Source organism: Streptomyces sp. NPDC046859 (genome assembly GCF_040645135.1).
Taxonomy (GTDB): Bacteria; Actinomycetota; Actinomycetes; order Streptomycetales; family Streptomycetaceae; genus Streptomyces.
The window spans coordinates 46,720-69,077 of record NZ_JBEYXR010000027.1; the positions used below are offsets into that span (position 1 = coordinate 46,720).

The 22,358-nt window shown below is 73.1% G+C and carries 16 protein-coding genes; 10 read left to right on the forward strand and 6 right to left on the reverse strand.

Annotated features, from left to right (window positions below):
* Window positions 1–65 precede the first annotated feature (65 nt).
* Entirely contained in the window at window positions 66–1,664 is a 1,599-nt protein-coding gene (locus tag ABZ899_RS30030) for a hypothetical protein (RefSeq protein WP_361351987.1), read from the forward strand.
* 10 nt (window positions 1,665–1,674) lie between these two features.
* Here the strand turns inward: ABZ899_RS30030 and ABZ899_RS30035 are convergent, their stop codons facing one another.
* Window positions 1,675–2,088: an organic hydroperoxide resistance protein gene (locus tag ABZ899_RS30035; RefSeq protein WP_361351990.1), complete on the reverse strand. Its 414-nt coding sequence runs from the start codon at window positions 2,086–2,088 to the stop codon at window positions 1,675–1,677.
* 157 nt (window positions 2,089–2,245) lie between these two features.
* On the opposite strand from ABZ899_RS30035, the gene ABZ899_RS30040 reads away from it, so the two are divergent.
* The 3 genes from ABZ899_RS30040 to galE all read left to right on the forward strand — a co-directional run bounded on the left by ABZ899_RS30040 (window position 2,246) and on the right by galE (window position 5,597).
* Window positions 2,246–2,713, forward strand: a complete 468-nt coding sequence (locus tag ABZ899_RS30040; RefSeq protein WP_361351993.1) for a MarR family transcriptional regulator — start codon at window positions 2,246–2,248, stop codon at window positions 2,711–2,713.
* Window positions 2,714–2,946: 233 nt separating this feature from the next.
* Window positions 2,947–4,560, forward strand: coding sequence for a glycosyltransferase family 2 protein (locus ABZ899_RS30045; RefSeq protein ID WP_361351996.1), 1,614 nt, complete (start codon window positions 2,947–2,949; stop codon window positions 4,558–4,560).
* A 53-nt stretch (window positions 4,561–4,613) separates the two neighbouring features.
* Window positions 4,614–5,597, forward strand: a complete 984-nt coding sequence (gene galE / locus ABZ899_RS30050) for a UDP-glucose 4-epimerase GalE (RefSeq protein ID WP_361351999.1) — start codon at window positions 4,614–4,616, stop codon at window positions 5,595–5,597.
* A gap of 19 nt (window positions 5,598–5,616) precedes the next feature.
* On the opposite strand, the gene ABZ899_RS30055 is transcribed toward galE, so the two are convergent.
* Window positions 5,617–6,240 (reverse strand): TetR/AcrR family transcriptional regulator, encoded by a 624-nt coding sequence (locus ABZ899_RS30055; protein WP_361352002.1) that lies wholly within the window; start codon window positions 6,238–6,240, stop codon window positions 5,617–5,619.
* Between the two features lie 250 nt (window positions 6,241–6,490).
* Between ABZ899_RS30055 and ABZ899_RS30060 the strand changes: the two genes are divergently transcribed.
* The 4 genes from ABZ899_RS30060 to ABZ899_RS30075 all read left to right on the forward strand — a co-directional run bounded on the left by ABZ899_RS30060 (window position 6,491) and on the right by ABZ899_RS30075 (window position 12,211).
* Entirely contained in the window at window positions 6,491–7,411 is a 921-nt protein-coding gene (locus tag ABZ899_RS30060) for an ABC transporter permease (protein ID WP_361352005.1), read from the forward strand.
* On the forward strand, window positions 7,404–8,237 hold the full coding sequence (locus tag ABZ899_RS30065) for an ABC transporter ATP-binding protein (RefSeq protein WP_361352008.1): 834 nt from the start codon (window positions 7,404–7,406) through the stop codon (window positions 8,235–8,237). Before ABZ899_RS30060 ends, ABZ899_RS30065 begins: the two co-directional genes overlap by 8 nt.
* A 93-nt stretch (window positions 8,238–8,330) precedes the next feature.
* The gene (locus tag ABZ899_RS30070) at window positions 8,331–10,553 is read left to right on the forward strand and encodes a CDP-glycerol glycerophosphotransferase family protein (RefSeq protein WP_361352011.1); all 2,223 of its coding nucleotides are present in this window, start codon (window positions 8,331–8,333) and stop codon (window positions 10,551–10,553) included.
* On the forward strand, window positions 10,550–12,211 hold the full coding sequence (locus ABZ899_RS30075; protein WP_361352014.1) for a glycosyltransferase family 2 protein: 1,662 nt from the start codon (window positions 10,550–10,552) through the stop codon (window positions 12,209–12,211). The genes ABZ899_RS30070 and ABZ899_RS30075 overlap by 4 nt, the downstream gene beginning before the upstream one ends.
* A gap of 5 nt (window positions 12,212–12,216) precedes the next feature.
* On the opposite strand, the gene ABZ899_RS30080 is transcribed toward ABZ899_RS30075, so the two are convergent.
* Both ABZ899_RS30080 and ABZ899_RS30085 read right to left on the reverse strand, forming a co-directional pair.
* The gene (locus tag ABZ899_RS30080; protein ID WP_361352017.1) at window positions 12,217–13,701 is read right to left on the reverse strand and encodes a hypothetical protein; all 1,485 of its coding nucleotides are present in this window, start codon (window positions 13,699–13,701) and stop codon (window positions 12,217–12,219) included.
* 101 nt (window positions 13,702–13,802) lie between these two features.
* The gene (locus ABZ899_RS30085; RefSeq protein WP_361352020.1) at window positions 13,803–18,737 is read right to left on the reverse strand and encodes an NAD-glutamate dehydrogenase; all 4,935 of its coding nucleotides are present in this window, start codon (window positions 18,735–18,737) and stop codon (window positions 13,803–13,805) included.
* Window positions 18,738–19,412: 675 nt separating this feature from the next.
* Here ABZ899_RS30085 and ABZ899_RS30090 point away from each other — a divergent pair.
* Window positions 19,413–19,979, forward strand: coding sequence for a DJ-1/PfpI family protein (locus ABZ899_RS30090; protein WP_361352023.1), 567 nt, complete (start codon window positions 19,413–19,415; stop codon window positions 19,977–19,979).
* A gap of 42 nt (window positions 19,980–20,021) precedes the next feature.
* Here the strand turns inward: ABZ899_RS30090 and ABZ899_RS30095 are convergent, their stop codons facing one another.
* Together ABZ899_RS30095 and ABZ899_RS30100 are read right to left on the reverse strand one after the other, a co-directional pair.
* Entirely contained in the window at window positions 20,022–20,687 is a 666-nt protein-coding gene (locus ABZ899_RS30095) for an HAD family hydrolase (RefSeq protein ID WP_361352026.1), read from the reverse strand.
* 85 nt (window positions 20,688–20,772) lie between these two features.
* Window positions 20,773–21,285, reverse strand: a complete 513-nt coding sequence (locus ABZ899_RS30100) for a hypothetical protein (RefSeq protein WP_361352029.1) — start codon at window positions 21,283–21,285, stop codon at window positions 20,773–20,775.
* A gap of 341 nt (window positions 21,286–21,626) precedes the next feature.
* Between ABZ899_RS30100 and ABZ899_RS30105 the strand changes: the two genes are divergently transcribed.
* On the forward strand, window positions 21,627–22,232 hold the full coding sequence (locus tag ABZ899_RS30105) for an Rv3235 family protein (protein WP_361352032.1): 606 nt from the start codon (window positions 21,627–21,629) through the stop codon (window positions 22,230–22,232).
* Window positions 22,233–22,358 lie beyond the last annotated feature (126 nt).

A 22,358-nucleotide genomic window follows, 5' to 3' on the forward strand; every position in this document is an offset into this window, starting at 1 on the left:
CACGGGACTCACCCGAAGAGGTGATGAGCGTCAGAGCCATTGACCCGGGCGGGGACACTCGGCAGATGCCTGCCACCCCCACACCCTCCTCGACCCGGGCCGCGGGTGCCCCCGCCGGGACCCTCGTACGGCGGGCCGTGCGCGGCGCGAGCGCGCTGCGCGGCGGTCGCGGCCCGCGTCCGACCCCGTACCAGGCCGTCGGGTTCGTGTTCTGCCTGGTGATGCTGCTGGCGTACTGGGCGGTGCCGCTGTGCTGTGACGCGGGGCAGCACGCGGCGGTCGTGGAGCGGCTGCGGGCGGACCTGTTCCACCCGCGCCATCCGATGGCGGACCTGCCGGGCGCGGGGAGCCCCTACTACTCGCCGTACGCGGTCGCCGAGGCCGTGTTCGCGCTGCTCACCGGGCTGGGCGGCTGGGAGGTGGTGCGGCTGGCCGGGGTGCTGAACCTGCTGGTCCTGCTGACCGGAATCGGGCGGCTGACGCGCGTGCTGACCCCGCGGCCGTGGGCGCCGGTGCTGGCGCTGGGCGCGATGACGCTGCTGTGGGGCACGGAACGGGCCTGGTGGAGCGGCTATCTGAACCTGATGTCGATGACGGGGAACCTCGGGTATCCCTCGGCGTTCGCCATCGGGCTCACCTTCTGGGCCTGGGCGCTGACCGGGGCGCGCGCCCGCGGCGGGCGGGCGGTCCGGTACGTCGGGCCGAGCGGCCTGCCGGGCTGGGCCGGGTACGCCGGGCTCGGTGTGCTCTACGGGCTGATCGTGCTGGTCCATCCGATCACGGCGGTGGCCGCGGCCCTGGGGGCGGTGGCGTTCGTCGCCGGCCGGCAGGGTCCGTGGCACGCGGCCGCGGCGCTGCGCTGGGGGCTGACGGCGGCCGTGGCGGCGGCCGTCGCCGCGTCCTGGCCGTACTACGACGTGTTCGCGCTGGCCGGGGACGGCAGCGTGGACGCGATGCACCGGCAGCTGTACGAGCACCTGGGCGGGCAGTTCTGGCTGGCGCTGCTGGGCCTGCCCGCGCTGTGGCTGCGCGGGCGCCGCGCGTCCTGGCGGGATCCGCTGGTGCTGCTGTTCGCCCTCGACTGCCTGCTGGTGGCGTACGGCTGGGTCAGCGGCCGCTACACCTACGGCAGGATCCTCGGGCTCACCCTGGTGCCGCTCCAGTTCGCGCTGGCGGTGGAGCTGGCGGCGCCCCGGCCGTGGGGCGCGGCGCGCCGGGCGCTGGGCCTGGCCGCCGCGGCCGGTGCCTGCGCCGGGTTCCTCACCGTGCAGGGCGGGGCGGTGCTGCCGCGCGCCCTGGGTCCGCTGGGGCTGGAGCAGCCGTCGCGCTGGCCGTCGTACGCGTGGGTGGCGCGGCATGTGGCGAAGGGCGAGGTGGTCGTCTCCGACGGGCACTACGCCCCGCGCTCCCTGCCCGGCTACGGGGTGAACCTCGCCGCGCCGGTGTGGCCGGACCCGGCACTGGACGAGCGGGAGCGGGAGCGCCGGCTCGCCGACGTCCGCGCGTACCTCTCCCCCGACTCGACCCGCGCCACGCGTACGGCCGTCGCCCGCCGGTACCACGCGCGCTGGCTGCTGCTGACGCGCTGGAAGGAGGTGCCGGAGGAGGCGGTCGTCGTGGCGTGGAGCCGGGAGACGGGGGAGGTACTGGCGCGGATCGGCTGACGGGCCGGGGTTACTCGATGACGAGCTCGACGGGGATGTTGCCGCGGGTGGCGTTGGAGTAGGGGCAGACCTGGTGGGCCTGCTCGACCAGCTTGCGGCCGGTCGGCTCGTCGAGGGTGTCGGGCAGCTCGATGCGCAGGGTGACCTTGAGGGCGAAGCCCTCGCCCTGCTTGCCGATGCCGACCTCGGCGGTGACGGCGGCCTCGGAGACGTCGATCTTGGCCTGGCGGCCGACGAGGCCGAGCGCGCTGCCGAAGCAGGCGGCGTACCCGGCGGCGAACAGCTGCTCCGGGTTGGTGCCCTGACCGTTGCCGCCCAGCTCCGCCGGCGGGGCCAGCTTGAGGTCGATGCGGCCGTCGTTGGAGACGGTGCGACCGTCACGGCCGTGGGTGGCGGTGGCGACTGCGGTGTAGAGCGCGTCCATGGAGAACCATCCTTCTCGTGGGTCGTGACGGAGGCCGGGGCGTCCGTGACTGAGCGGTCCGCCCCGTTCCGTCCCGGGGCCGCCGCATGACCGCAAGTAGAGCACGCCATTCAATTGCGTGCAACTGAATGGCGCACAGGGGAGATACCCTGGAGGCATGACGACCACGCCCACGGCCGACTGGCTCCGCCTCGACCAGCAGATCTGCTTCTCCCTGAACGCGGCCTCGCGCGCCTTCGGCGGCGTCTACCGCGTGATCCTGAAGGATCTGGGCCTCACCTACCCGCAGTACCTGGTGATGCTGGTGCTGTGGGAGCAGGGCGAACTGCCCGTGAAGCGGCTCGGCGAGCAGCTGCGCCTGGACTCCGGCACCCTGTCGCCGCTGCTCAAGCGGCTGGAGGCGGCCGGCCTGGTGCACCGGGAGCGCAGCGCCCGCGACGAGCGCTCGGTGGAGGTGCGGCTGACGGAGGAGGGCGAGGCCCTGCGCGAGCGGGCGCTCCAGGTGCCGCGCCGGATCGCCGCGGCCACCGGGTTCGAGGTGGAGGAGATCCGCGAGCTGCGCGAGCGGCTCGACCAGCTCACCTCCGCGCTGGACGCGGCGGCGCTGGACGCGGCGCGAGGTTAGGGATTTCAGCACCCTGGCCGCCTTCGGGCCACTCAGGGACCACCATTCGTACTATTAGCTGACGTTCAAGAAGCGACTGCGGCGTATCTCCGCATCGGCTCCTTTTGTCCGTCCTACGATCCGCGGTGACGAGCACTGAACCGGCCCGCGGTCGTCATCGTCTTCCGCCACGGGCCGTGCCTCCCGCCCCACGGGATCTGCCGCACCATCCCTACGACCCGGACCGTGGCCCCATGCACCCACCGCCCCCGCCCACCGCGCCCGACCGGCAGGTCGCCGTGGTCGTCATCGGCTACGACGACGCCGCCCATGTGACGACCGCCGTCCGCTCGGCGCTGGCCCAGGGCCCCGTCGTGCGGGAGGTGATCGCCGTCGACGACTGCTCCACCGACGACAGCGCGGCCCGGCTGACCGCCCTCGCCGCCGGCGAGCCGCGCGTACGGGTCGTGCGGCGGCTGGTCAACAGCGGCGGCTGCGGCAGCCCGCGCAACACCGGCCTGGACCGGGTGACCGCGCCGTACGTCATGTTCCTGGACAGCGACGACGTCCTGCCTCCGGGCGCCGCCCGCGCCCTGCTCACGGCGGCGGACGGCGCCGGCGCACAGGTCGCGGGCGGCCTGTGCGTACGGCGGGAGCTGCCCGAGGGGCGCGAGGTGCCCTGGGAGCCGTCCCTGTACGCCGCGCACGCCGTGTTCGAACGCCCCGCGCAGCGCCCGCGCCTGGTCCACGACACCCTCTGCGTGAACAAGCTCTACCGCACCGACTTCCTGCGCGCGCACGGCATCCGCTTCCCCGAGGGCCGCTTCCCCTACGAGGACTTCGTCTTCACCGCGCGCGTCCTCGCCGCCCGCCCGCGCGTCGCCCTCGTCCCCGACCGGGTCTACGTCTGGCACGTGCGCCGCGCGGCGGGCCGTCTGTCGATCTCCCTGGACCGCGCGGACGTCGCCAACTGGCGGGCCCGCACGGAGGCGAGCCGGCTCGCCCACGAGATCCTGCTGGGCTCCGGGCAGAAGGAGCTGGCCCGGGCCGCGCGCGCCAAGTTCCTCGACCACGAGCTGCGGATGTACGCCCGCGAGCTGGGACTGCGCGACGCGTCCTACCAGCGCGCGTGGTGGACGCACACCCGTGCGTACCTCGCCGAGTACGACGCCTCGGACTGGGCGCACAACCCGAGCGCGCCGGGCCGCCTGATCGGGCGGATCGTCCTGGCCTCACCCGAGCCTCTCGACCTGCCCCGGCTGCGCGACCTCGCCTCCCGCCCCGCCCGCCTGGTGCCGCCGTACGCCCGGGCCGCCGACGGCACCCCGGTCTGGTCGGCCGGGCTCCCCCAGGTCACCCTGGAACAACTGCTGACGCGGCCCGTCGAGGTCCTCCCGCTCGCCGTGGACGCGGAACTGCGCCCCGGCGCGCGCACCGCCGTCCTGCGGCTGCGCCTGCACGAGATGTACGGGCGGGTGGCACGCGCCCGGCCCGAGGCGCTGGAGGTGGAGTGGCGCTGCCGGGAGACGGGGCGCACGGCGGGGCCGCCCGCGCCCGTGCGGCTGCCGGAGCCGGACGGCGAGACCTGGCGGGCCGAGAGCCCGGTGCGCTGGGCCGCGTTCGGCGCCGGCACCTGGGACCTGCGGCTGCGCGTCCGCTTCCGGGAGGGCGCCGACCGCGAGGTCACCGCGCACGCCGTCGCGGGCACCGGCGCGCTGCGCCGCCGCGCGGTCCTGGGCGCCGGGCACACCGTGGTCCTCGTCCAGCCGTACGCCACCCACTCCGGGGCGCTCGCCGTACGCGTCGCCCCGGGAGTGCGGGGAGTCCTGTCCGTCGTACGCGGCAGACTCCGCCGCCTGCTTCACTGACAGCGACACCGACCATGCACGAGCACTGGCCATTGATGAGGGGACGGCCGCACATGACCTGGCTGATCACCGGCGGCGCCGGTTACATCGGAGCACACGTGGTACGGGCGATGACCCAGGCGGGCGAGCGTGCCGTGGTGTACGACGACCTGTCCACGGGCATCGCCGACCGGGTGCCCGACGGCGTCCCGCTGGTCGTCGGCTCCACCCTGGACCGCGACCGGGTCGCCCGCGCCCTCGCCGCCCACCGGATCACCGGCGTGGTCCACCTGGCGGCGAAGAAGCAGGTCGGCGAGTCCGTCGACCGGCCGCTGCTCTACTACCGGGAGAACGTCGAGGGTCTGCGCGTCCTGCTGGAGGCGGTCACGGCCACGTCCCACGTGCGCTCCTTCGTCCTCTCCTCCTCGGCGGCCGTCTACGGCACACCGGACGTCGACCTGGTGACCGAGGAGACGCCGTGCGCGCCGATCTCGCCGTACGGCGAGACCAAGCTGGCGGGCGAATGGCTGGTCCGGGCGACGGGCCGGGCGACGGGCCTGTCCACGGCGTCGCTGCGCTACTTCAACGTGGCGGGCGCCGCCGCCCCGGAACTCGCCGACACCGGTGTCCTCAACGTCGTCCCGATGGTCTTCGAGAAGCTGACGCAGGGCGCGGCCCCGCGCATCTTCGGCGACGACTACCCGACCCCGGACGGCACCTGCGTGCGCGACTACATCCATGTGGTCGACCTCGCCGAGGCCCATGTGGCCGCGGCCCGCGCCCTGCAGTCCTCGCCGGGCCACTCCCTCACCCTCAACATCGGCCGGGGCGAGGGCGTGTCGGTGCGCGAGATGATCGACCTGATCAACGCCGTCACCGGCTACGACCGCCCGCCGACGGTCACCCCGCGCCGCCCCGGCGACCCGGCGCGCGTGGTCGCGTCCGCGGACCGCATCGCGACCGAGCTGGGCTGGAAGGCGAAGTACGACGTCCGCGACATGATCACGTCGGCCTGGGACGGCTGGGTGCGCAGCCACCCCGGGGCCGCCCGGGACTGAGTGCGGCCGCCGGGCGCGGTCAGAGGGCCTTGAGGGCCGCCGAGGTGGCGCGGGACAGGGCGTCTAGGTGGCCCTTGGGCAGCCTCGGGCTGCGGATGACGACCGAGCGCCAGTACAGCGGGCCGGAGATCAGGTCGAGGGCCAGCTCCTCGTCGAGGCCGGCCCGGACCTCCCCGCGCTGCTCGGCGGCCCGCACGATGGTGCTGGCGACGCTCGCCTGGCCGTCGCGCAGCGCCTTCTGCACGGCCTCGGCGATCTCCGGACTGCGGGCGGCCTCGGCCTGCAGATCGGGGAGGATCTGCGAGGCCAGGGGATGCCGCAGCGCCCGCGCGGTCACCTCGTAGAGCAGCCGCAGATCACCCTCCAGGGTCCCGGTGTCCGGGACGGGCAGGCCCAGCACCGCGACCGCGGAGACCACGTCGAGCACCAGGTGCAGCTTGGAACGCCAGCGCCGGTACACGGCCGTCTTGCCGACGCCCGCGCGGCGAGCGATGCCCTCGATCGACATCCGCGCGTAGCCGACGGCCGCCAGTTCCTCGAAGACGGCCGCCCGGATCGCCTCGGTCACGTCCTCCCGGAGCACGGCCGCTCCGGCGGGGGCCCGGCGGCGCGGCGGCGTCGAGGACTGATCGGCGTCGGTCATGCGGACAGCATAGAGCGTCACGACGATACGGCACCGTCCCCACGCACGCGGCCACCGCCCGTTCGCCCGCCGTCCATCCTCCCGTCACGACGAAACGGTTGCGTTCCGACGCCGAAGCGTCCTACCCTCGCGTTGCGACGAAACGGTCCCGTCCCGACGTAAGAGAAGACGACGAGAACGGTGAGAAAGCCGCACCGGCTCTCGCCCCCCGCGTCCCCTCCCGCCCCCTCTCCCAGTGAAAGCAGCGGATGTGACTCAAGCCCTGCACACACCGCCCCGGACGGCCGAGGCGCCGCCCGGGACCGACCTCGCGGCCCTGGCAGCCCGGCACGGGCTGTCGGTCAGCGGCGCCCGCCCCACGCTGCCGCAGTACGTCCGCCAACTGTGGGCGCGGCGGCACTTCATCACGGCGTTCTCCACCGCCAAGCTCACCGCCCAGTACAGCCAGGCGAAGCTCGGCCAGGTCTGGCAGGTGCTGACGCCGCTGCTCAACGCGGCGGTGTACTACCTCATCTTCGGCAAGCTGATGGGCACCAGCCGGGGCGTGCCGGACTTCGTCCCGTTCCTGGTCACCGGCGTGTTCGTCTGGACGTTCACACAGAGCTCGATCATGGCGGGCACCCGCGCGATCTCCGGGAACCTGGGGCTGGTGCGCGCCCTGCACTTCCCCCGGGCGGCGCTGCCGATCTCCTTCTGCCTCCAGCAGCTCCAGCAGTTGCTGTTCTCCATGGCGGCGCTGGTCGTGATCCTGCTGTGCTTCGGCGTCCCGGTCGCCGCCTCCTGGCTGCTGGCGCTCCCGGCGCTGGTGCTGCAGTTCACCTTCAACGCGGGCGTCTCCCTGGTCGTGGCCCGGATGGGCGCCAGGACGCCGGACATCGCCCAGCTGATGCCGTTCCTGCTGCGGACGTGGATGTACGCGTCCGGCGTGATGTTCAGCATCAGCCACATCATGACCAAGCACACGGACGCGCCCTCCTGGGTGACCGCGGTCCTGCAGGCCAACCCGGCCGCCGTCTACATCGACCTGATGCGCTTCGCCCTGATCGACAGCTTCCGGGCGAGCCAGCTCCCGCCGCACGTCTGGGCGCTCGCGGCCGGCTGGGCCCTGCTCGCCGGCGTCGGCGGTTTCATCTACTTCTGGAAGGCTGAGGAGACGTACGGCCGTGGCTGAGCACAGCGAGAGGGTCCCCACCGTCGTCGCCGACGGCGTCGACATCGTCTACCGCGTCAACGGCACGGGCGCGGGCCGGGGTTCGGCCACCGCCGCGCTCAACCGCATCCTGCGCCGCGGCCGGGCCGAGAAGGCGGCCGGCGTGCGCACGGTGCACGCCGTGCGGAACGTGTCCTTCGTCGCGTACCGGGGCGAGGCCATCGGCCTCATCGGCACCAACGGCTCGGGCAAGTCGACCCTGCTCAAGGCGGTCGCCGGTCTGCTGCCCGTGGAGAACGGCCGGATCTTCACCGACGGCCAGCCCTCCCTCCTCGGCGTGAACGCCGCCCTGATGAACGACCTGACCGGGGAGCGCAACGTCCATCTGGGCGGGCTCGCGATGGGCATGTCCCGCGAGCAGGTCAAGGAGCGCTACCAGGAGATCGTCGACTTCTCCGGCATCAACGACAAGGGCGACTTCATCACCCTTCCCATGCGCACGTACTCCTCGGGCATGGCGGCCCGGCTGCGGTTCTCCATCGCCGCCGCCAAGGACCACGACGTACTCCTGATCGACGAAGCGCTGGCCACCGGCGACCGCTCCTTCCAGAAGCGCTCCGAGGCCCGCATCCGCGAGCTGCGCAAGCGCGCCGGCACGGTGTTCCTCGTCAGCCACAACAACAAGTCGATCCGCGACACCTGCGAGCGCGTGCTCTGGCTGGAGCGGGGAGAGCTGCGCATGGACGGGCCGACCGACGAGGTGCTGAGGGAGTACGAGGCGTTCACCGGCGACAAGGCGGCCAAGCCGAAGCCGAAGCCCCGGACGGCGGCTCCCGTTCCCTCGTGAGGCGCAATCCGGGCTCACCCTTTCGTCCTATAAGTGCCACTATGGCCGAGCAGGGTGCCCCACGGCGATGACGACGGTGAAGGAGTCCATGCGATGCCCGAGCTCAGCGTCGTCGTCCACGGGCCGAACACGCAGGACCGGCTGACCGGGCTCCTGGACTCCCTCGCCGGCCACCCCCACGGCGACGTCGAGGTGGTCGTCGCCGCGGTCGGCGCCTGGGCCCAGGAGACGGCCCGGCGCCACACCCCGGACCTGCTGGTGCTGCCCCTTCCGGAGGGGACCGGCGACGCGGCGGCCCGCGCGGCGGGGGCGGCCCGCGCCTCGGGCCGCTGGCTGCACTTCGCGCACTCCGCGGACGGTCTGCCCGCGGGCGGTCCGCGCCTGGTCGCCGAACGCGTCGCGGAGCTCCCGGACGAGGTGGACGTCCTCCTCCTCGACCACGTCCGCTCCACCTGGGAGACCACCGGTCTGCCCTCCCCCGACGGCCGCCTGCTCGCCCGCGCGGGCCGGGCCCCCCGCCTCCTGGACGACATCGCCCGCAGCGCGCTGCGCGTCACCCCGCTGCTGGGCAACCGGGCGCTGCGCGCCTCCTTCTGGCGGGCGCACGAGGAGCGGCTCACCGCCGGCGACGAGGCGTCCGCCGCGTACGCCGCCCTGCTGCTCGCCGGCCAGGTCGCCGCCTGCGACCAGGTGGCGTACCTCCACCACGAACTGCGCCCCGAGAGCCTGCCCCCGGTCGCCCCCGAGGACCACTACGCCCTCGTCGAGAGGTACACGGCACTCCTGGACCTCGCGCGCGAGCGTGCCGACGCCCGGCCCGGAGCGGCCGCCCAGGTGCCGTACGCCGTGCTGTACGACGTCATGGTCCGCACCTGTCTGCGCACCTTCGCCCGCACCGCCCTGCCCGACGCCGTGGCCCGGGAGTTCTTCCGCCGGGCCGCCGACGCGGCCGTGCGGTACCGGCCGCCCGAATACCGCCGCCCCTCCGGGCCCGAGGGCATGCGCCGCGCCCTGCTGGAGGAGAACGCGTACAGCAGGTACCGGGCGTTCCAGGCCGCCAACCGGGCCCGCCGCACCACACGCGCGGCCGTACGGACCACCCGGCGCCGGATCGCGGACGCGCTCGGCGACCGGCAGTACCGGGCGTCCCTGTCCCGGCCCGTCGACCCGGGACTCGCCGTGTTCGCCGCGTACTGGTACCGGGGCGTGGCCTGCAACCCGGCGGCGATCGCGGCCAAGCTGACCGAACTCGCCCCGCAGATCCAGCCCGTGTGGGTGGTCACCCCGGAGAACGCGGCGCTCCTGCCCCCGCACACCGCCCATGTGCTCCCGGGCACCGCCCGCTACCGAGAGGTGCTCGCGACGGCGAAGTACCTGGTCAACAACGTCAACTTCCCGAACTCCGTCGTGAAGCGCCCGGACGCCGTCCACCTCCAGACCCACCACGGCACCCCGCTCAAGCGCATGGGCGTGGACCAGATGGACTTCCCGGCCGCCGCCAAGGGGCTGGACTTCCCGGCCCTGCTGTCGCGGATCGACAAGTGGGACTTCAGTGTCTCCGCGAACAGCCACTCCACCCGGATGTGGGAGCGCGCGTACCCGTCCCGTTTCGTCTCGCTCGACCACGGCTATCCGCGCAACGACGTCTACTACCGCGCCACCGCGGCCGACATCCGGGCGATCCGCGCCCGCCTGGGCATCGCCCCGGAGCGCCGCGCGATCCTCTACGCCCCCACCCACCGCGACTACGAGGCCGGCTGGACCCCCCGCCTCGACCTCGCCACCCTCGCCGACCGGCTGGGCGAGGACACGGTCCTGCTGGTGCGCGGCCACTACTTCTACGACGGCACGCCCTCCCCGCTGACCGCCCTGCGCCGCACCGGGCGGATCATCGACGTCTCCTCCTACGACCCGGTCGAGGACCTGGCGCTGGCCTCGGACGCCCTGGTCACGGACTACTCGTCGATCATGTTCGACTACGCCAACCTGGACCGCCCGATCGTCGTGTACGCCGACGACTGGGAGACCTACCGCTCCACCCGCGGGGTCTACTTCGACCTGATGGCCGAGCCGCCGGGCCAGGTGGCCCGCACCCAGGGGGAGCTGACCGAGATCCTCACCACCGGGGCCTGGCAGGACGAGGGCGCCGCGAAGGCACGGGCCGCGTTCCGCCGCCGCTTCTGCGAGTACGACGACGGGCACGCCGCCGAACGGGTCGTGCGCCGGGTCTTCCTCGGCGAGAGCGAGGACGCCCTGCCGCCGGTGGTCCCGCTGGAGGACCGCACGCCCGCGCCGAGCCCCCGGGAGGCCGTATGACTCCGGACGTCACGGTGACGATCATCGTCTACAACGACGCCGACCGTCTCCCCCGGGCCGTGGAGTCGGTGCTCCGGCAGACCCACGGCGACATCGAGATCATCATCAGCGACGACCACTCGACCGACGGGACGCCGTTCGTCGCCCGGGAGTTCGCGGCCCGGGACCCCCGGGTCCGGCATCTGCGGCTGCCCGAGAACAGCGGCGGGTGCAGTGCCCCGCGCAACCGCGCCCTGGACGTCGCGACGGCCCCGTACGTGATGTTCCTCGACAGCGACGACGAACTGACCGAGGACGCGGTCGGGCTGCTGCTCGCGGCCCACCGGGAACGGGAGATCGACTTCGCCATGGGCGCGGTCGTCCGGGTCCGCGAGGACGGCGGCCGCCGGACGCGGTGGATGCCGCACCTGGTCGCCGAGCGGCGCACGGTCCTCGGGATCGAGTCCGAACCCCGGCTGCTCTTCGAGCACCTGTCGACGAGCAAGATGTACGCGCGGGCCTTCCTGGACCGGCACGACCTGCGGTTCCCCGAGGGCATCCACTACGAGGACCAGCTGTTCACCACGCAGGCGTACTGCCTCGCCAAGGAGTTCACGATCATCCCGGAGCCGGTGTACCGCTGGCACATCGCGCCCTTCGCGGCCGCGGACACCGCCTCCATCTCCAACCAGCGCGACCGGCTCGAGAACGTCCGCGACCGGGTCGCCGTCCAGCGGCTCATCGACGGCTTCCTCACCGACAGCGGGCACGCCGGCCTGCGCGAGGACAAGGACTACAAGTTCCTCAAGCACGACTTCCGGATGTACGCGGGCGACCTGCCCTACCGCGACGACCGCTGGCTGGCCTCGTTCGCCGACCTCATGACCCCCTACCTCGACACCCTCTCCCCGGCGGCCTACGCCCGGCTGCCCCGGCCGGAGCGCGTGGTGCTCCAGCTGGTCCGCGAGCGCCGCCTGCCCGAGGCCCGGCTGGCCGCGCGCGGCCTCGGCCACGGGGTGGCCCCGCGGAAGGTCACTCCGGACGCCGACGGGCGCGTCTACTGGGGGGACACCGTCCCCACGGACGGGAGGGCCCGCCGGGAGCTGGACGTCACCGACCTGGAGCTGGACACACGCCCTTTCCGCAGCGCCCTGTTCCGGCACGAGATCACCGAGCTCACCCGGGGGCCCGGCGCCTCGGTCGACCTCGCCGTGCGCACCTACGACCCGGGGCTGCGCCTGCCCGTGGGCCCGGTACGGGCGAGCCTCGTCGTCGCGCCGGGCCGGCGCCGCCTGAAGGTGCCCTTCCGGCTCACCCCGGTGCGCCCCGGCGTCTTCGAGGGCCGGGTCCACATGGACCTGGCGTCGGCGCCGGTCCCCCACCACGGCTTCGCGGGCGTCCGCCATCCCCTGCTCCGCGTCGAGCACCAGGGCCTCGCCCACACCGCCGTCCTGCTGGCTCCCCTGTCCTTCCCCGTCCTCACCACGCGCATCGACCACCACTCCGGCACGGCCCCGCACCGGGTGACGATCGAACCGGAGAACCGCGGCCCGGGGCGACTGCAGATCCGCTGGCAGCCGGTCGGCGTGACGGCCCGGCTGGTGCGCCCGCTGGTACGGCGCCTCGACCGGCCGAGGGTGCGCAGGGCGGCCCGGCTGGTGCGGACCGTGCTGCGGTAGGGCGCTCAGCCTGCCGGGGGTGTCAGCACCTCGTACAGCACCTGCCCGTCCGGGCCCCGGGCCACCCTGCGCAGCCCCTCGACCGCGGGGGTCCCCCGGTCCACCACCCAGCGCACCCCGTACGCGCGCACGATCGCGCGCCGCACCTCCCGTGGGGTGCCCGGCGCGAAGTACGTCCGCACGGCCGCCGCCCGCCGGTCCTCGTCCGGCAGGAAGAAGTCGGGGTAGCCGGGCGCCACGGTGTACGGGCCGTACGCCGGGATCTGCCGCGCGGGCAGGGTGCGGGCCATGACGACGTCCCCGTACCGGACCCACGGGGTCAGCCAGTGGTACCCCGTCCACGGCTCCCGGTACTTCTCGGCGACCGCCTGCGGCAGGGCGGTGCGCGGCACGACGTAGCCCACGGTGCCGATCTGCGTCCACGCCCCGGCCAGCAGCGCCGCCGATAGTGCCGCCGCCCAGGCCGTGCGCCACCGGCCGGGCCGTGCGCCGGCCACCGCGAGCGCGGCGGCGAGCTGTGCCGGGATCAGCACGGCGGGCAGCGCCCGCCCCCACGAGTAGTGCCCGCTCAGCCAGCCGGCCGCGACGACCAGCACGCCCAGCCCGAGGAACAGCACCAGCGGATCGAGCCGGTCCCGCCGCCATCTCGGCACGAGCGCCGCCACGCCGAGCAGCACCAGCCAGTACCGCCCGGGCAGGTCCCGGTACAGGCCCCGGTGCACCGACTCCAGGTCGGCCCCCGCCCCGAACAGCGCGAAGAAGTCGTAGTACGGCCACGCCCACAGGACCGCGGCGCCGACGGCGAGGGCGCCCGCGAGCCGTGTCCCCACCACGCGTCCCGGCCGCCCGGCGACCACCGTGGCCAGCGCGCCGAGCGAGGCGACGACCCCGGAGAACTGGTGGCAGAGCAGGATCACCGCCCACAGCAGGCCGAGCCCGAGCCACACCCCCCAGCCGGCCTCCGTCCGTACCGCCCGTGCCAGCCACGCCCACAGGTGGAAGGCCGCCCCGAGCGCGAACAGACTCGGGTACGACACCGTCAGCGCCAGCGAGTTCAGCCCCAGGAAACCGCTCCACGCGAACAGGGTCGTCCCCCACAGGAACACCAGGCACAGCAGGGCGAGCGCGGGGGCCGCCCGGTCGGCGCTCAGCGTCCGCACGTACCGCCGAACGCCGGTGACCAGCAACGCCAGTCCCGCCAGGGCGCCGAGCCGCAGCACCACGAAGACCGACAGCCCGGTCGCCCGCGCCACGCAGCCGAGGACCAGCATCCACGGCGAGTAGTAGGGGCTGGGCGTGTCCGCGTCGACCAGGGGATTGCCGGGGTCGGCCAGGCTGTGCCGCAGCCGTTCGACGGTCGCCGCGTGTATGCCGAGGTCCCCGGCCCACGGCAGCCGGACGATCACCAGGAGCAGCAGGACGAGGACCAGCGCGCCGGCGGCCCCCGCGACGACCGCCGTCTTCGGCGGAGTGGCCCGGATCGTGCTCACACCGGCACTGTAATTCCCGTTCTGTCCGTTACGCGGGAGCGCCCCGGACCGGGTGGGTCCGGGGCGCTCCGCCGCGCGTCCGCCTCAGGCGGCCGGGCGGCTCAGGTGTGCGACCGCAGCAGCGTGCGCATGGTGCGCATCGCCACCGAGAGGTTGGCCAGGTCGAACGCGTCCGAGCTGCGGATCTCCTCCAGCGTGGTGCGCGCCCGGCTCAGGATCGCGGCGTTCTTGCGCTCCCACGCCTCGAAGCGCTGCTCGGGCGTCGCGGCGCCGTCGCCGACCGCCAGGACGTCCGAGGTGAGTGCCGCGTGGGCGGCGTACAGGTCCTCGCGGATGGAGGCGCGGGCCATGGACTGCCAGCGGTCGGACCGCGGCAGTTCGATGATCCGGTCCATGAGCTGGCTGATGTGCAACCGGTCCCCGAGGTCGTAGTAGACCTCGGCGACGTCCATCGGGTCCTTGCCCATGCGGTCGGCCACCGAGACGATGTCGAGCGTCGGGAACGCCGAGGAGAACCCGGCGACCCGCTGGGCCACCTCGACGGGCACCCCGGCGTCGGTCAGCTCGTCGTGGATCTGCTGGTACCAGTCCAGGTCCGCGCCGCGCAGCAGCTTCGGCAGCTGCGACCACACCTGCTCCACCCGGTCGGCGAAGAAGTCGATGGTGTCGGCGAGCGCGAGCGGCTGCGGCCGGTTGTTCAGCAGCCAGCGCGTGCCGCGCTCGACCAGGCGCCGCGAGTGCAGCCGGATACGGGTCTGGACGGCGGCCTCGACCTTGTTGTCGAGCGCCTCGACCGCGTCCCACACCTCCGCCGAGCGGAAGATCGCGCGGGCCACGGTCTGCGCCCGGACGATCTCCTCCAGCGAGGCCCCGGTCTCCTCGCGCAGCCGGTGCAGATACGTCGTACCGCCCGTGTTGACCGTGTCGTTGACCAGCACGGTCGTGGTGATCTCACGCCGCAGCGGGTGGCTGACGAGGTGCTCGGGGAACCGCTCGCGCAGCGCCGTCGGGAAGTAGGCGTGCAGCAGCGTGCTCAGGTACGGGTCGTCCGGCAGCGAGGTGTGCAGCAGCTCGTCGGCGACCGTGATCTTCGTGTACGCCATCAGCACGGCCGTCTCCGGGCCGGTCAGGCCGTGGTCGGAGTTCAGGCGCTCGCGGATCTGCCGGTCCGTGGGCAGGAACTCCAGCGCACGGTCCAGGTGCCCCTCCCTGACCAGGTGCTTCATGAAGCGCTGCTGGGCGTGGAGCATGGCGCTGGACTGGGCGAGGGCGTTGGCGATCGCCGTGTTCTGCGCGTAGTTGTTGCGCAGGACCAGGTGGCCGACCTCGTCGGTCATCTCGGCGAGCAGCTTGTTGCGCTGCTTGACCGTCATGTCGCCGTCCGCGACCAGGCCGTTCAGCAGGATCTTGATGTTCACCTCGTGGTCGGAGGTGTCCACACCCGCGCTGTTGTCGATGGCGTCGGTGTTGATCCGGCCGCCCTGGCGGGCGAACTCGATCCGGCCGAGCTGGGTCAGGCCCAGGTTGCCGCCCTCGCCGACGACCTTGACGCGCAGGTCGGCGCCGTCGACGCGGATGGCGTCGTTGGCCTTGTCGCCGACGTCGGCGTTCGACTCGGTGCTGGCCTTGACGTACGTGCCGATGCCGCCGTTCCACAGCAGGTCCACCGGGGCCTGCAGGATGGCCTTCATCAGCTCGGCCGGGGTCATCTTGGAGACCTTGCCCTCGATGCCCAGGGCCTCACGGATGTGCGCGTTGACGCTGATGGCCTTGGCGCTGCGCGGGAAGACGCCGCCACCGGCCGACAGCAGCGAGGTGTCGTAGTCCTCCCAGCTGGAGCGCGGCAGCTCGAACAGGCGCCGGCGCTCGGCGTAGGAGGTCGCCGCGTCCGGGTTCGGGTCGATGAAGATGTGCCGGTGGTCGAAGGCGGCGACCAGCCGGATGTGCTCGCTGAGCAGCATGCCGTTGCCGAACACGTCACCGGACATGTCGCCGATGCCGACGACCGTGAAGTCCTCGCTCTGCGTGTCGACGCCGAGCTCGCGGAAGTGCCGCTTGACCGACTCCCAGGCGCCGCGGGCGGTGATGCCCATGCCCTTGTGGTCGTAGCCGGCCGAGCCGCCGGAGGCGAAGGCGTCCCCGAGCCAGAAGTTGTAGGACTCGGCGACCTCGTTGGCGATGTCGGAGAACTTCGCGGTGCCCTTGTCGGCGGCGACGACGAGGTAGGTGTCGTCCCCGTCGTGCCGGACGACGTCGGCCGGGGGCACGACCTCGCCCGCCACCATGTTGTCGGTGATGTCGAGTAGCGCCGAGATGAACGTCCGGTAGCTGGCGATGCCCTCCGCCATCCAGGCGTCCCGGTCCACGGCCGGGTCGGGCAGCTGTTTGGCGACGAAGCCGCCCTTGGCGCCGACCGGCACGATCACGGTGTTCTTCACCATCTGCGCCTTGACCAGGCCGAGGATCTCCGTGCGGAAGTCCTCACGGCGGTCGGACCAGCGCAGACCGCCGCGCGCGACCTTGCCGAAGCGCAGGTGCACGCCCTCGACGCGCGGCGAGTACACCCAGATCTCGTACGCCGGGCGCGGCGCCGGGAGGTCCGGGATGGCCTGCGGGTCGAACTTCATGGAGACGTAGTCGTGGGGCCCTCCGTCGGCCGCCTCCTGGAAGAAGTTGGTGCGCAGCGTCGCCTTGATGACGGTGAGGAAGGACCGCAGGATCCGGTCCTCGTCCAGGCTCGCCACCTGGTCCAGGGCCGCGTCGAGCTCCTCGAGCAGCGCGTCCACGATCTCCAGGCCCGCGCGCTGGCGGTCCGGCGACAGCCGCGCCTCGAACAGGGAGACGAGGAGCCGGGTGGTGTGGACGTTGTGGCGGAGGGTGTCCTCCATGTAGTCCTGCGAGAAGGTCGACCCGGCCTGCCGCAGGTACTTGGCGTACGCCCGCAGCACCATCGCCTGCCGCCAGGTCAGCCCGGCGCTCAGCACGAGGGCGTTGAAGCCGTCGTTCTCGGCCTTGCCGGTCCAGGTGGCCGCGAACGCCTCGGAGAACCGCTCGCGCGCGTCGTCGCCCACGTAGTCGGTGGCGGCGGCCTGGCTCGGCATGCGCAGGCCGAAGTCGTAGATCCAGGCGACGCTGCGGTCGGAGCAGCGCAGCTCGTAGGGCCGCTCGTCGACGACCTCGACGCCGAGCCGGCTGAGCACCGGCAGGACGGCCGACAGCGAGACGGCCGCGCCCTTGCGGTAGATCTTGAAGCGGCGCTCCTCGGGGGCGGCGCCGACCGGCTCGTACAGGCTGAGCGAGAAGTCCTTCTCCTCGGTGAGCTGTTCGATGTGGACGAGGTCGGAGACCGCGGAGCGCGGCCCGTGGTCGGCCTTGTAGCCCTCGGGGAAGGCGTTGCCGTAGCGGCGCGACAGCTCGGCGGCGTGCTCCTCGCCGAGTTCGGCGTTGAGCGCGTCGGCGAAGCCGTCGGCCCAGGACCGCGCGGCGTCCACCAGGCGGGCCTCGATGCGCTCCTTGTCGGCGTCGGACAGCTGCGGCAGCTCGGTGCCCTGCGGGACGCGGACCACGAAGTGCAGCCGGGAGAGGATCGACTCGGTGTTCCAGGCGGTGAAGTCGACGCTGGTGCCGCCGAGCTCCTCCTTCAGGATGTCGATGATCCGCAGGCGCACGCCGGTGGTGTAGCGGTCGCGGGGGAGGTAGACGAGGGCCGAGTAGTAGCGGCCGTACTCGTCCTGGCGCAGGTACAGCCGCAGCCGGCGGCGCTCCTGGAGGTAGAGGACCGAGGTGGCGATGGACCGCAGCTCGTCGACGGGGGTCTGGAACAGCTCGTCGCGCGGGTAGGTCTCCAGGATCTGGAGCAGGTCGCGCCCGTCATGGCTGTGCGGGGAGAAGCCGGCGCCGCTGAGCACCTCGTCGACCTTGCGGCGGATCACGGGGACGCGGCGCACGGACTCGGTGTAGGCGGCCGAGGAGAACAGGCCCAGGAAGCGGCGCTCGCCGACGACCTCGCCGTTCTCGTCGAACTTCTTCACGCCGACGTAGTCGAGGTACGACGGCCGGTGCACGGTGGCCCGGCTGTTGGCCTTGGTGAGGATGAGCAGCTTGTGCTCGCGGGCCTTGGCGCGGGCGTCGGCGGGCAGCCGCTCGAAGGACGGGCTGACGGGGTGGGCGTCGCTCTCGGAGTGGTGCGGGTCCGAGCGCAGTATGCCCAGGCCGGTGCCCGGCACGGCGGCCAGCGAGTCGTCCTCGCGCAGCTCGTACTCGCGGTAGCCGAGGAAGGTGAAGTGGTCGTCGGCCAGCCAGCGCAGCAGCTCGCGGGCCTCCTCGAACTCCTGCTCGCGCAGGTCGGAGTGGGGCTCACCGGGCAGTTCGTCGGCCATGCGCAGGGCCGCGTCCCGCATCTTGCTCCAGTCCTCGACGGCCTCGCGGACGTCGGACAGGACGCGCATCAGGTCGGCGGTGATCTGCTTGAGGTCCCCGCGGTCGGTCTCGCGGTCGATCTCGACGTGGATCCAGGACTCGATGTGCGTGTCGTGCGGGAGGTCCCCGGCCGGCGCCGCGGGCAGCACCTCGATGAGCTTGCCGGTCAGGTCGCGGCGGACGACGACCTGGGGGTGGATGACCACATGGATCCCCCGCCCCTGCCGGGTCAGCTCGTTGGTGACGGAGTCCACCAGGAACGGCATGTCGTCGGTGACCACCTCGACGACCGAGTGGCTGCAGGTCCAGCCGTTCTCCTCGACCGTCGGCGTGTGGACCCGGACGTTGGCCGTGCCCTGCGGGCGGTTCTCGGCCAGCCGGTAGTGCGAGAAGGCGGCTCCGAAGACGTCGACCGGGTCGCGGTCGGTCAGGTCCTCCGGGGCGGTGTGCAGGTAGTAGCGCTGGAGGAACGAGAGCACCGTGTCGTGGTCCAGGGTGCCGGAACCGCCCTCGCTCTTGGTCCCGGTCGGTAGGTGCCCCCCGACCGGGCTGTTCTCAGCAACCCGGGCGGCCCGTTCGAGCAGCTCGGCCTTGGCTTCGTCCAGCTTGGTCTGCATTGTCCTCTGGCTCCTGTCGCGCGCCGTTGCGTGACGTTGAAGGAAGTACGGTTTCTTCCCCTCCGGTGTAACGCCGCGACGCGGGGTGTCCGGTCTGCTTCGACGCTATGCCGAGAGGTGAGATGAGCGGGGGTATATGAGCCATTCTTGAGCTGCCCAAGGGGTGTGACGCCGCTCTCTGCGGCACCCGGGCCCGGGAGACCGATCGCGTCCCGGGGGCCCGTACGCCCCCCTCCCGCCCGCGAAGACCAGCGAGCGGCGCCCGGTCACGGATGTCCTCCGCGGTCGCCGGGCGCGGGGCAGGGGCATCGTCGCCCCCGCGAGCTATCGCGCTGATCACGCCACCCAGGCTATCGCTCCGCACGGGGGGCCCGTCATGAGCCGTATGTGTACAAAACCGGGGGGCCAACTTTGACGTTCTGCACAGGGGCGATCGGGGCGGGCGAGGCGTAACTGGCGGGGCGGGGCCCCCGGGGGCAGCCTGGTGAGCAGGCGCGGCGGCACCGCAGCCGCAGGGACGGCACCCGGCAACCGGCCGTCCGGAGGAGCCGTGCGTCCGAAAACAGCGGTCGTCTCCCCGCCGCAGGGTCTTGCCACGTTTCGCGCGCGGCGGCACGTTGCCCCCAGGCCGGCCGACGGAGCCGCCGGCCGGGCAAGGAGAGGAGCCCACCCGCCATGACTGCGAAGATCCTCATCGTCACCGGCGACGCCGCGGAGTCGCTGGAGGTCCTCTACCCCTACCAGCGCCTGCGCGAGGAGGGCTACGAGGTCCACATCGCGGCGCCCACCCGCAAGAAGCTGCAGTTCGTCGTGCACGACTTCGAACCCGGCTTCGACACGTACACCGAGAAGCCCGGCTACACCTGGCCGGCCGACCTCGCCTTCTCCGAGGTCGACCCCGGCGCGTACGCGGCCGTCGTGATCCCGGGCGGCAGGGCCCCCGAGTACCTGCGCAACGATCCGGAGCTGCGCAAGATCCTCAAGTCGTTCTTCGACTCCGACAAGCCGGTCGCGCAGATCTGCCACGGCCCCCTGATCACCGCCGCGGTCGACACCCTGCGCGGTCGCCGTGTGACGGCCTATCCGGCCCTGGAGCTGGACATGCAGGCCGCGGGCGCCACCTTCCAGGACACCGAGGCGGTCGTCGACGGCACGCTGGTCTCGTCCCGCGCCTGGCCGGACCACTCCGCGTGGATGCGCGAGTTCCTGACGGTGCTGCGGGCGAAGGCGCCGGTGAGCTGAGGCCGGCCACCGATCCGGGGCGGGGCCGGCACCGGGCCCGCCTCAGGCGGCCAGCCGCTCCGCCTCCACGACGGCTTCCGCGAGCGTGTCCACGACCGGCACGCCCACCGTCTCCAGGCTCGCCCGGCTGTGCGAGCCGCCGGTGTAGAGCACGGCCCGCGCCCCCACGTGCAGCGCGGCCACCGCGTCGTCGGCGGCGTCCCCGATCACCACCGTGCGCGTCGGGTCCACGCCCGCCAGCGCCTCGATGTGCCGCGCCATGTGGTCGGCCTTGCTCCCCCCGGACGGCCCGACCCGGCCGTCGACGCGCAGGAAGTGCCCCTCGATGCCGAATCGCCGCACCAGCGGCACCAGCTCGTCGTGCACGTACATGCTGAGGATCGACTGGCTGCGCCCCGCCGACCGCCAGCCCGACAGCAGCTCCACCACGCCCTCGGTGAGGCCGCACGCAACCCGGTGCTCGGCGTAGTGGCGGTGGAAGGTCACGTCCATGACCTCCCACTCGGCGTCCGTCGGCAGCCGTCCGAGCAGCCGCTCGTAGAACTTCGGCACCGGTACGCAGTACAGCGCCCGGTACTGCTCGATCGTGATGGGGGCGAGCCCCAGCTCCCCGAAGGCCGCGTTAGTGGCCCGGATGATCGCGTCGTTGTCATGGAACAGCGTCCCGTTCCAGTCCCAGACGATGTGCGCCCCTGACTGCTTCCCCATGTCGAAAACCGTACCCGGCCGCACCGACAATCAAGACAGGGCCAGGTCGTCCGGCCGGCACCCCGAGAGGACCCGCGCGACCGGTTCAGTCCGGCAGGTCCACCAGGTTCGGGATCTCCTGCGTGGCGTACCAGAGCAGTTCGTGGTCTTCCGCGCCGTCCACGACGAACTGGGCGTCGTCGTCCCCGCCGTCCGCCGCCTCCAGCGCCCCCGCGGCCGCCGCCACGTCCGCCTCGGCGTCGTCGGCGTCCACGTGCACCGCGGCGGCCTTGGCCAGCCGTACGCTCCCGGAGACCCGCACCTCGCCCAGCGCCGACGGGTCCAGCCCCCGGTCCGGGTCGGCGACGGCCGCCTTGTCGGGCACGTCGACGGCGACCACGACCCGGCGGCGCCGCGCGCCGGGGTCCGCCGCGAGCAGCCGCAGCGAGGCCATGGCGGCCCGGTTCAGCGCGGCGTACTCCAGCTCCTCGATGTCGTCGGAGAGATACCACTCGCGCAACGCCGGGGTGACCGCGTACGCGACGAGCTCGGCCCCCAGGTCGCCCGTCTTGTACGCCTCGGCGAGACCGGGGAGGGTCAGGGGGACGTAGACGCGCATGACTGACCGCTTTCTCGTACTCGCTCGTACACGTGAGGCTCCGCAGGACCCCGGACGGGCCGCTTCCATGCCGTCCGAGGCGGCCTTCAGGATACGTGGGGGTGTCCCCTTTCGAGTCCCCGTCACCTCTTCCGCCCGCGTCCACCCGTGTCCGGCGACTCACCCGGTGCCGCCCCGCCGGCACGGGCCCGAGCGCCCGCCCGTCACCCTGATAGGTGAACCTTCCGCCCGCTCCGACCCGGGCTCCCTCTTCCTTGCCGCCGCCCCGGGCGACCCCGTACAAGATCAGCGAACGCGAAGTTACCGCCCGGTATGAGCCGGGCCCGCCGATCGGGGACTCCATGAACAAGGTCATGACCAGGGCCCAGCACCGCCCTGCCGGCCGCCCTCCGGCCCGCCGTGACACACGCCGGCCCGCCGGCTCCCCGCCCCGCACACCGAGCGGCGGCTCCTCCCGTACGACGTCCCCCGGCGCCCGGCCTCCGGGCTCCCCCGGCAGCACGCCGCCCCGGTCCCGCACCCGGCCCGCGGACGGCCGCCCGGCCCCCTCCGCCGCCGCCCCGAGCAGGGGGACAGCCACTCCTCCGGTATCCGGACCGCTCCCCCGCCCCCGGCCCACCGACGTCTTCGCCGACCGGCTGCTCCTCGTCCTGAGCGGCCAGCGTCCCGTCCACTCGATGCTCCGCCACACCGCGGGCCGCGCCTACGACGACCTCGCCCGGCTGGCCGAGCGCGGCCCGCTGCGCACCCGGGGCACCCGTCCGGTCGTCCGGGACATCGGCTGGTTCGAGCCCCGCCTGGGCGCCGTCGAGGTCTTCGCCCGCATCGGCGCCGGAGACCAGCTGCGCGCCATGGCGTTCCGCCTGGAACAGGGTGGCGACCTGCGCTGGCGCTGCACAGCGGTGGAACTGGGCGGCCCACGCGGACCTCGCACGGAGGACGACTGAACGGTAGGGGCGGGGTCGCGTGCCTGTCCAGGGCCCCGGCCCCGGCCCCGTGACGTTCCAGCCGCAGCGGCCGGCGACCTGCGCCGGCGCTGCGTGGCCGTGGATCCGGACGGCCCACGCGGACCT

Coding starts and splice junctions, on each gene's coding strand:
- ABZ899_RS30095 (WP_361352026.1), bottom strand. CDS start 20,687: ATGGGGAAGCAGTCAGGGGCGCACATCGTCTGGGACTGGAACGGGACG.
- ABZ899_RS30030 (WP_361351987.1), top strand. CDS start 66: ATGCCTGCCACCCCCACACCCTCCTCGACCCGGGCCGCGGGTGCCCCC.
- ABZ899_RS30055 (WP_361352002.1), bottom strand. CDS start 6,240: ATGACCGACGCCGATCAGTCCTCGACGCCGCCGCGCCGCCGGGCCCCC.
- ABZ899_RS30035 (WP_361351990.1), bottom strand. CDS start 2,088: ATGGACGCGCTCTACACCGCAGTCGCCACCGCCACCCACGGCCGTGAC.
- ABZ899_RS30100 (WP_361352029.1), bottom strand. CDS start 21,285: ATGCGCGTCTACGTCCCCCTGACCCTCCCCGGTCTCGCCGAGGCGTAC.
- ABZ899_RS30040 (WP_361351993.1), top strand. CDS start 2,246: ATGACGACCACGCCCACGGCCGACTGGCTCCGCCTCGACCAGCAGATC.
- galE (WP_361351999.1), top strand. CDS start 4,614: ATGACCTGGCTGATCACCGGCGGCGCCGGTTACATCGGAGCACACGTG.
- ABZ899_RS30105 (WP_361352032.1), top strand. CDS start 21,627: ATGAACAAGGTCATGACCAGGGCCCAGCACCGCCCTGCCGGCCGCCCT.
- ABZ899_RS30090 (WP_361352023.1), top strand. CDS start 19,413: ATGACTGCGAAGATCCTCATCGTCACCGGCGACGCCGCGGAGTCGCTG.
- ABZ899_RS30045 (WP_361351996.1), top strand. CDS start 2,947: ATGCACCCACCGCCCCCGCCCACCGCGCCCGACCGGCAGGTCGCCGTG.
- ABZ899_RS30085 (WP_361352020.1), bottom strand. CDS start 18,737: ATGCAGACCAAGCTGGACGAAGCCAAGGCCGAGCTGCTCGAACGGGCC.
- ABZ899_RS30070 (WP_361352011.1), top strand. CDS start 8,331: ATGCCCGAGCTCAGCGTCGTCGTCCACGGGCCGAACACGCAGGACCGG.
- ABZ899_RS30075 (WP_361352014.1), top strand. CDS start 10,550: ATGACTCCGGACGTCACGGTGACGATCATCGTCTACAACGACGCCGAC.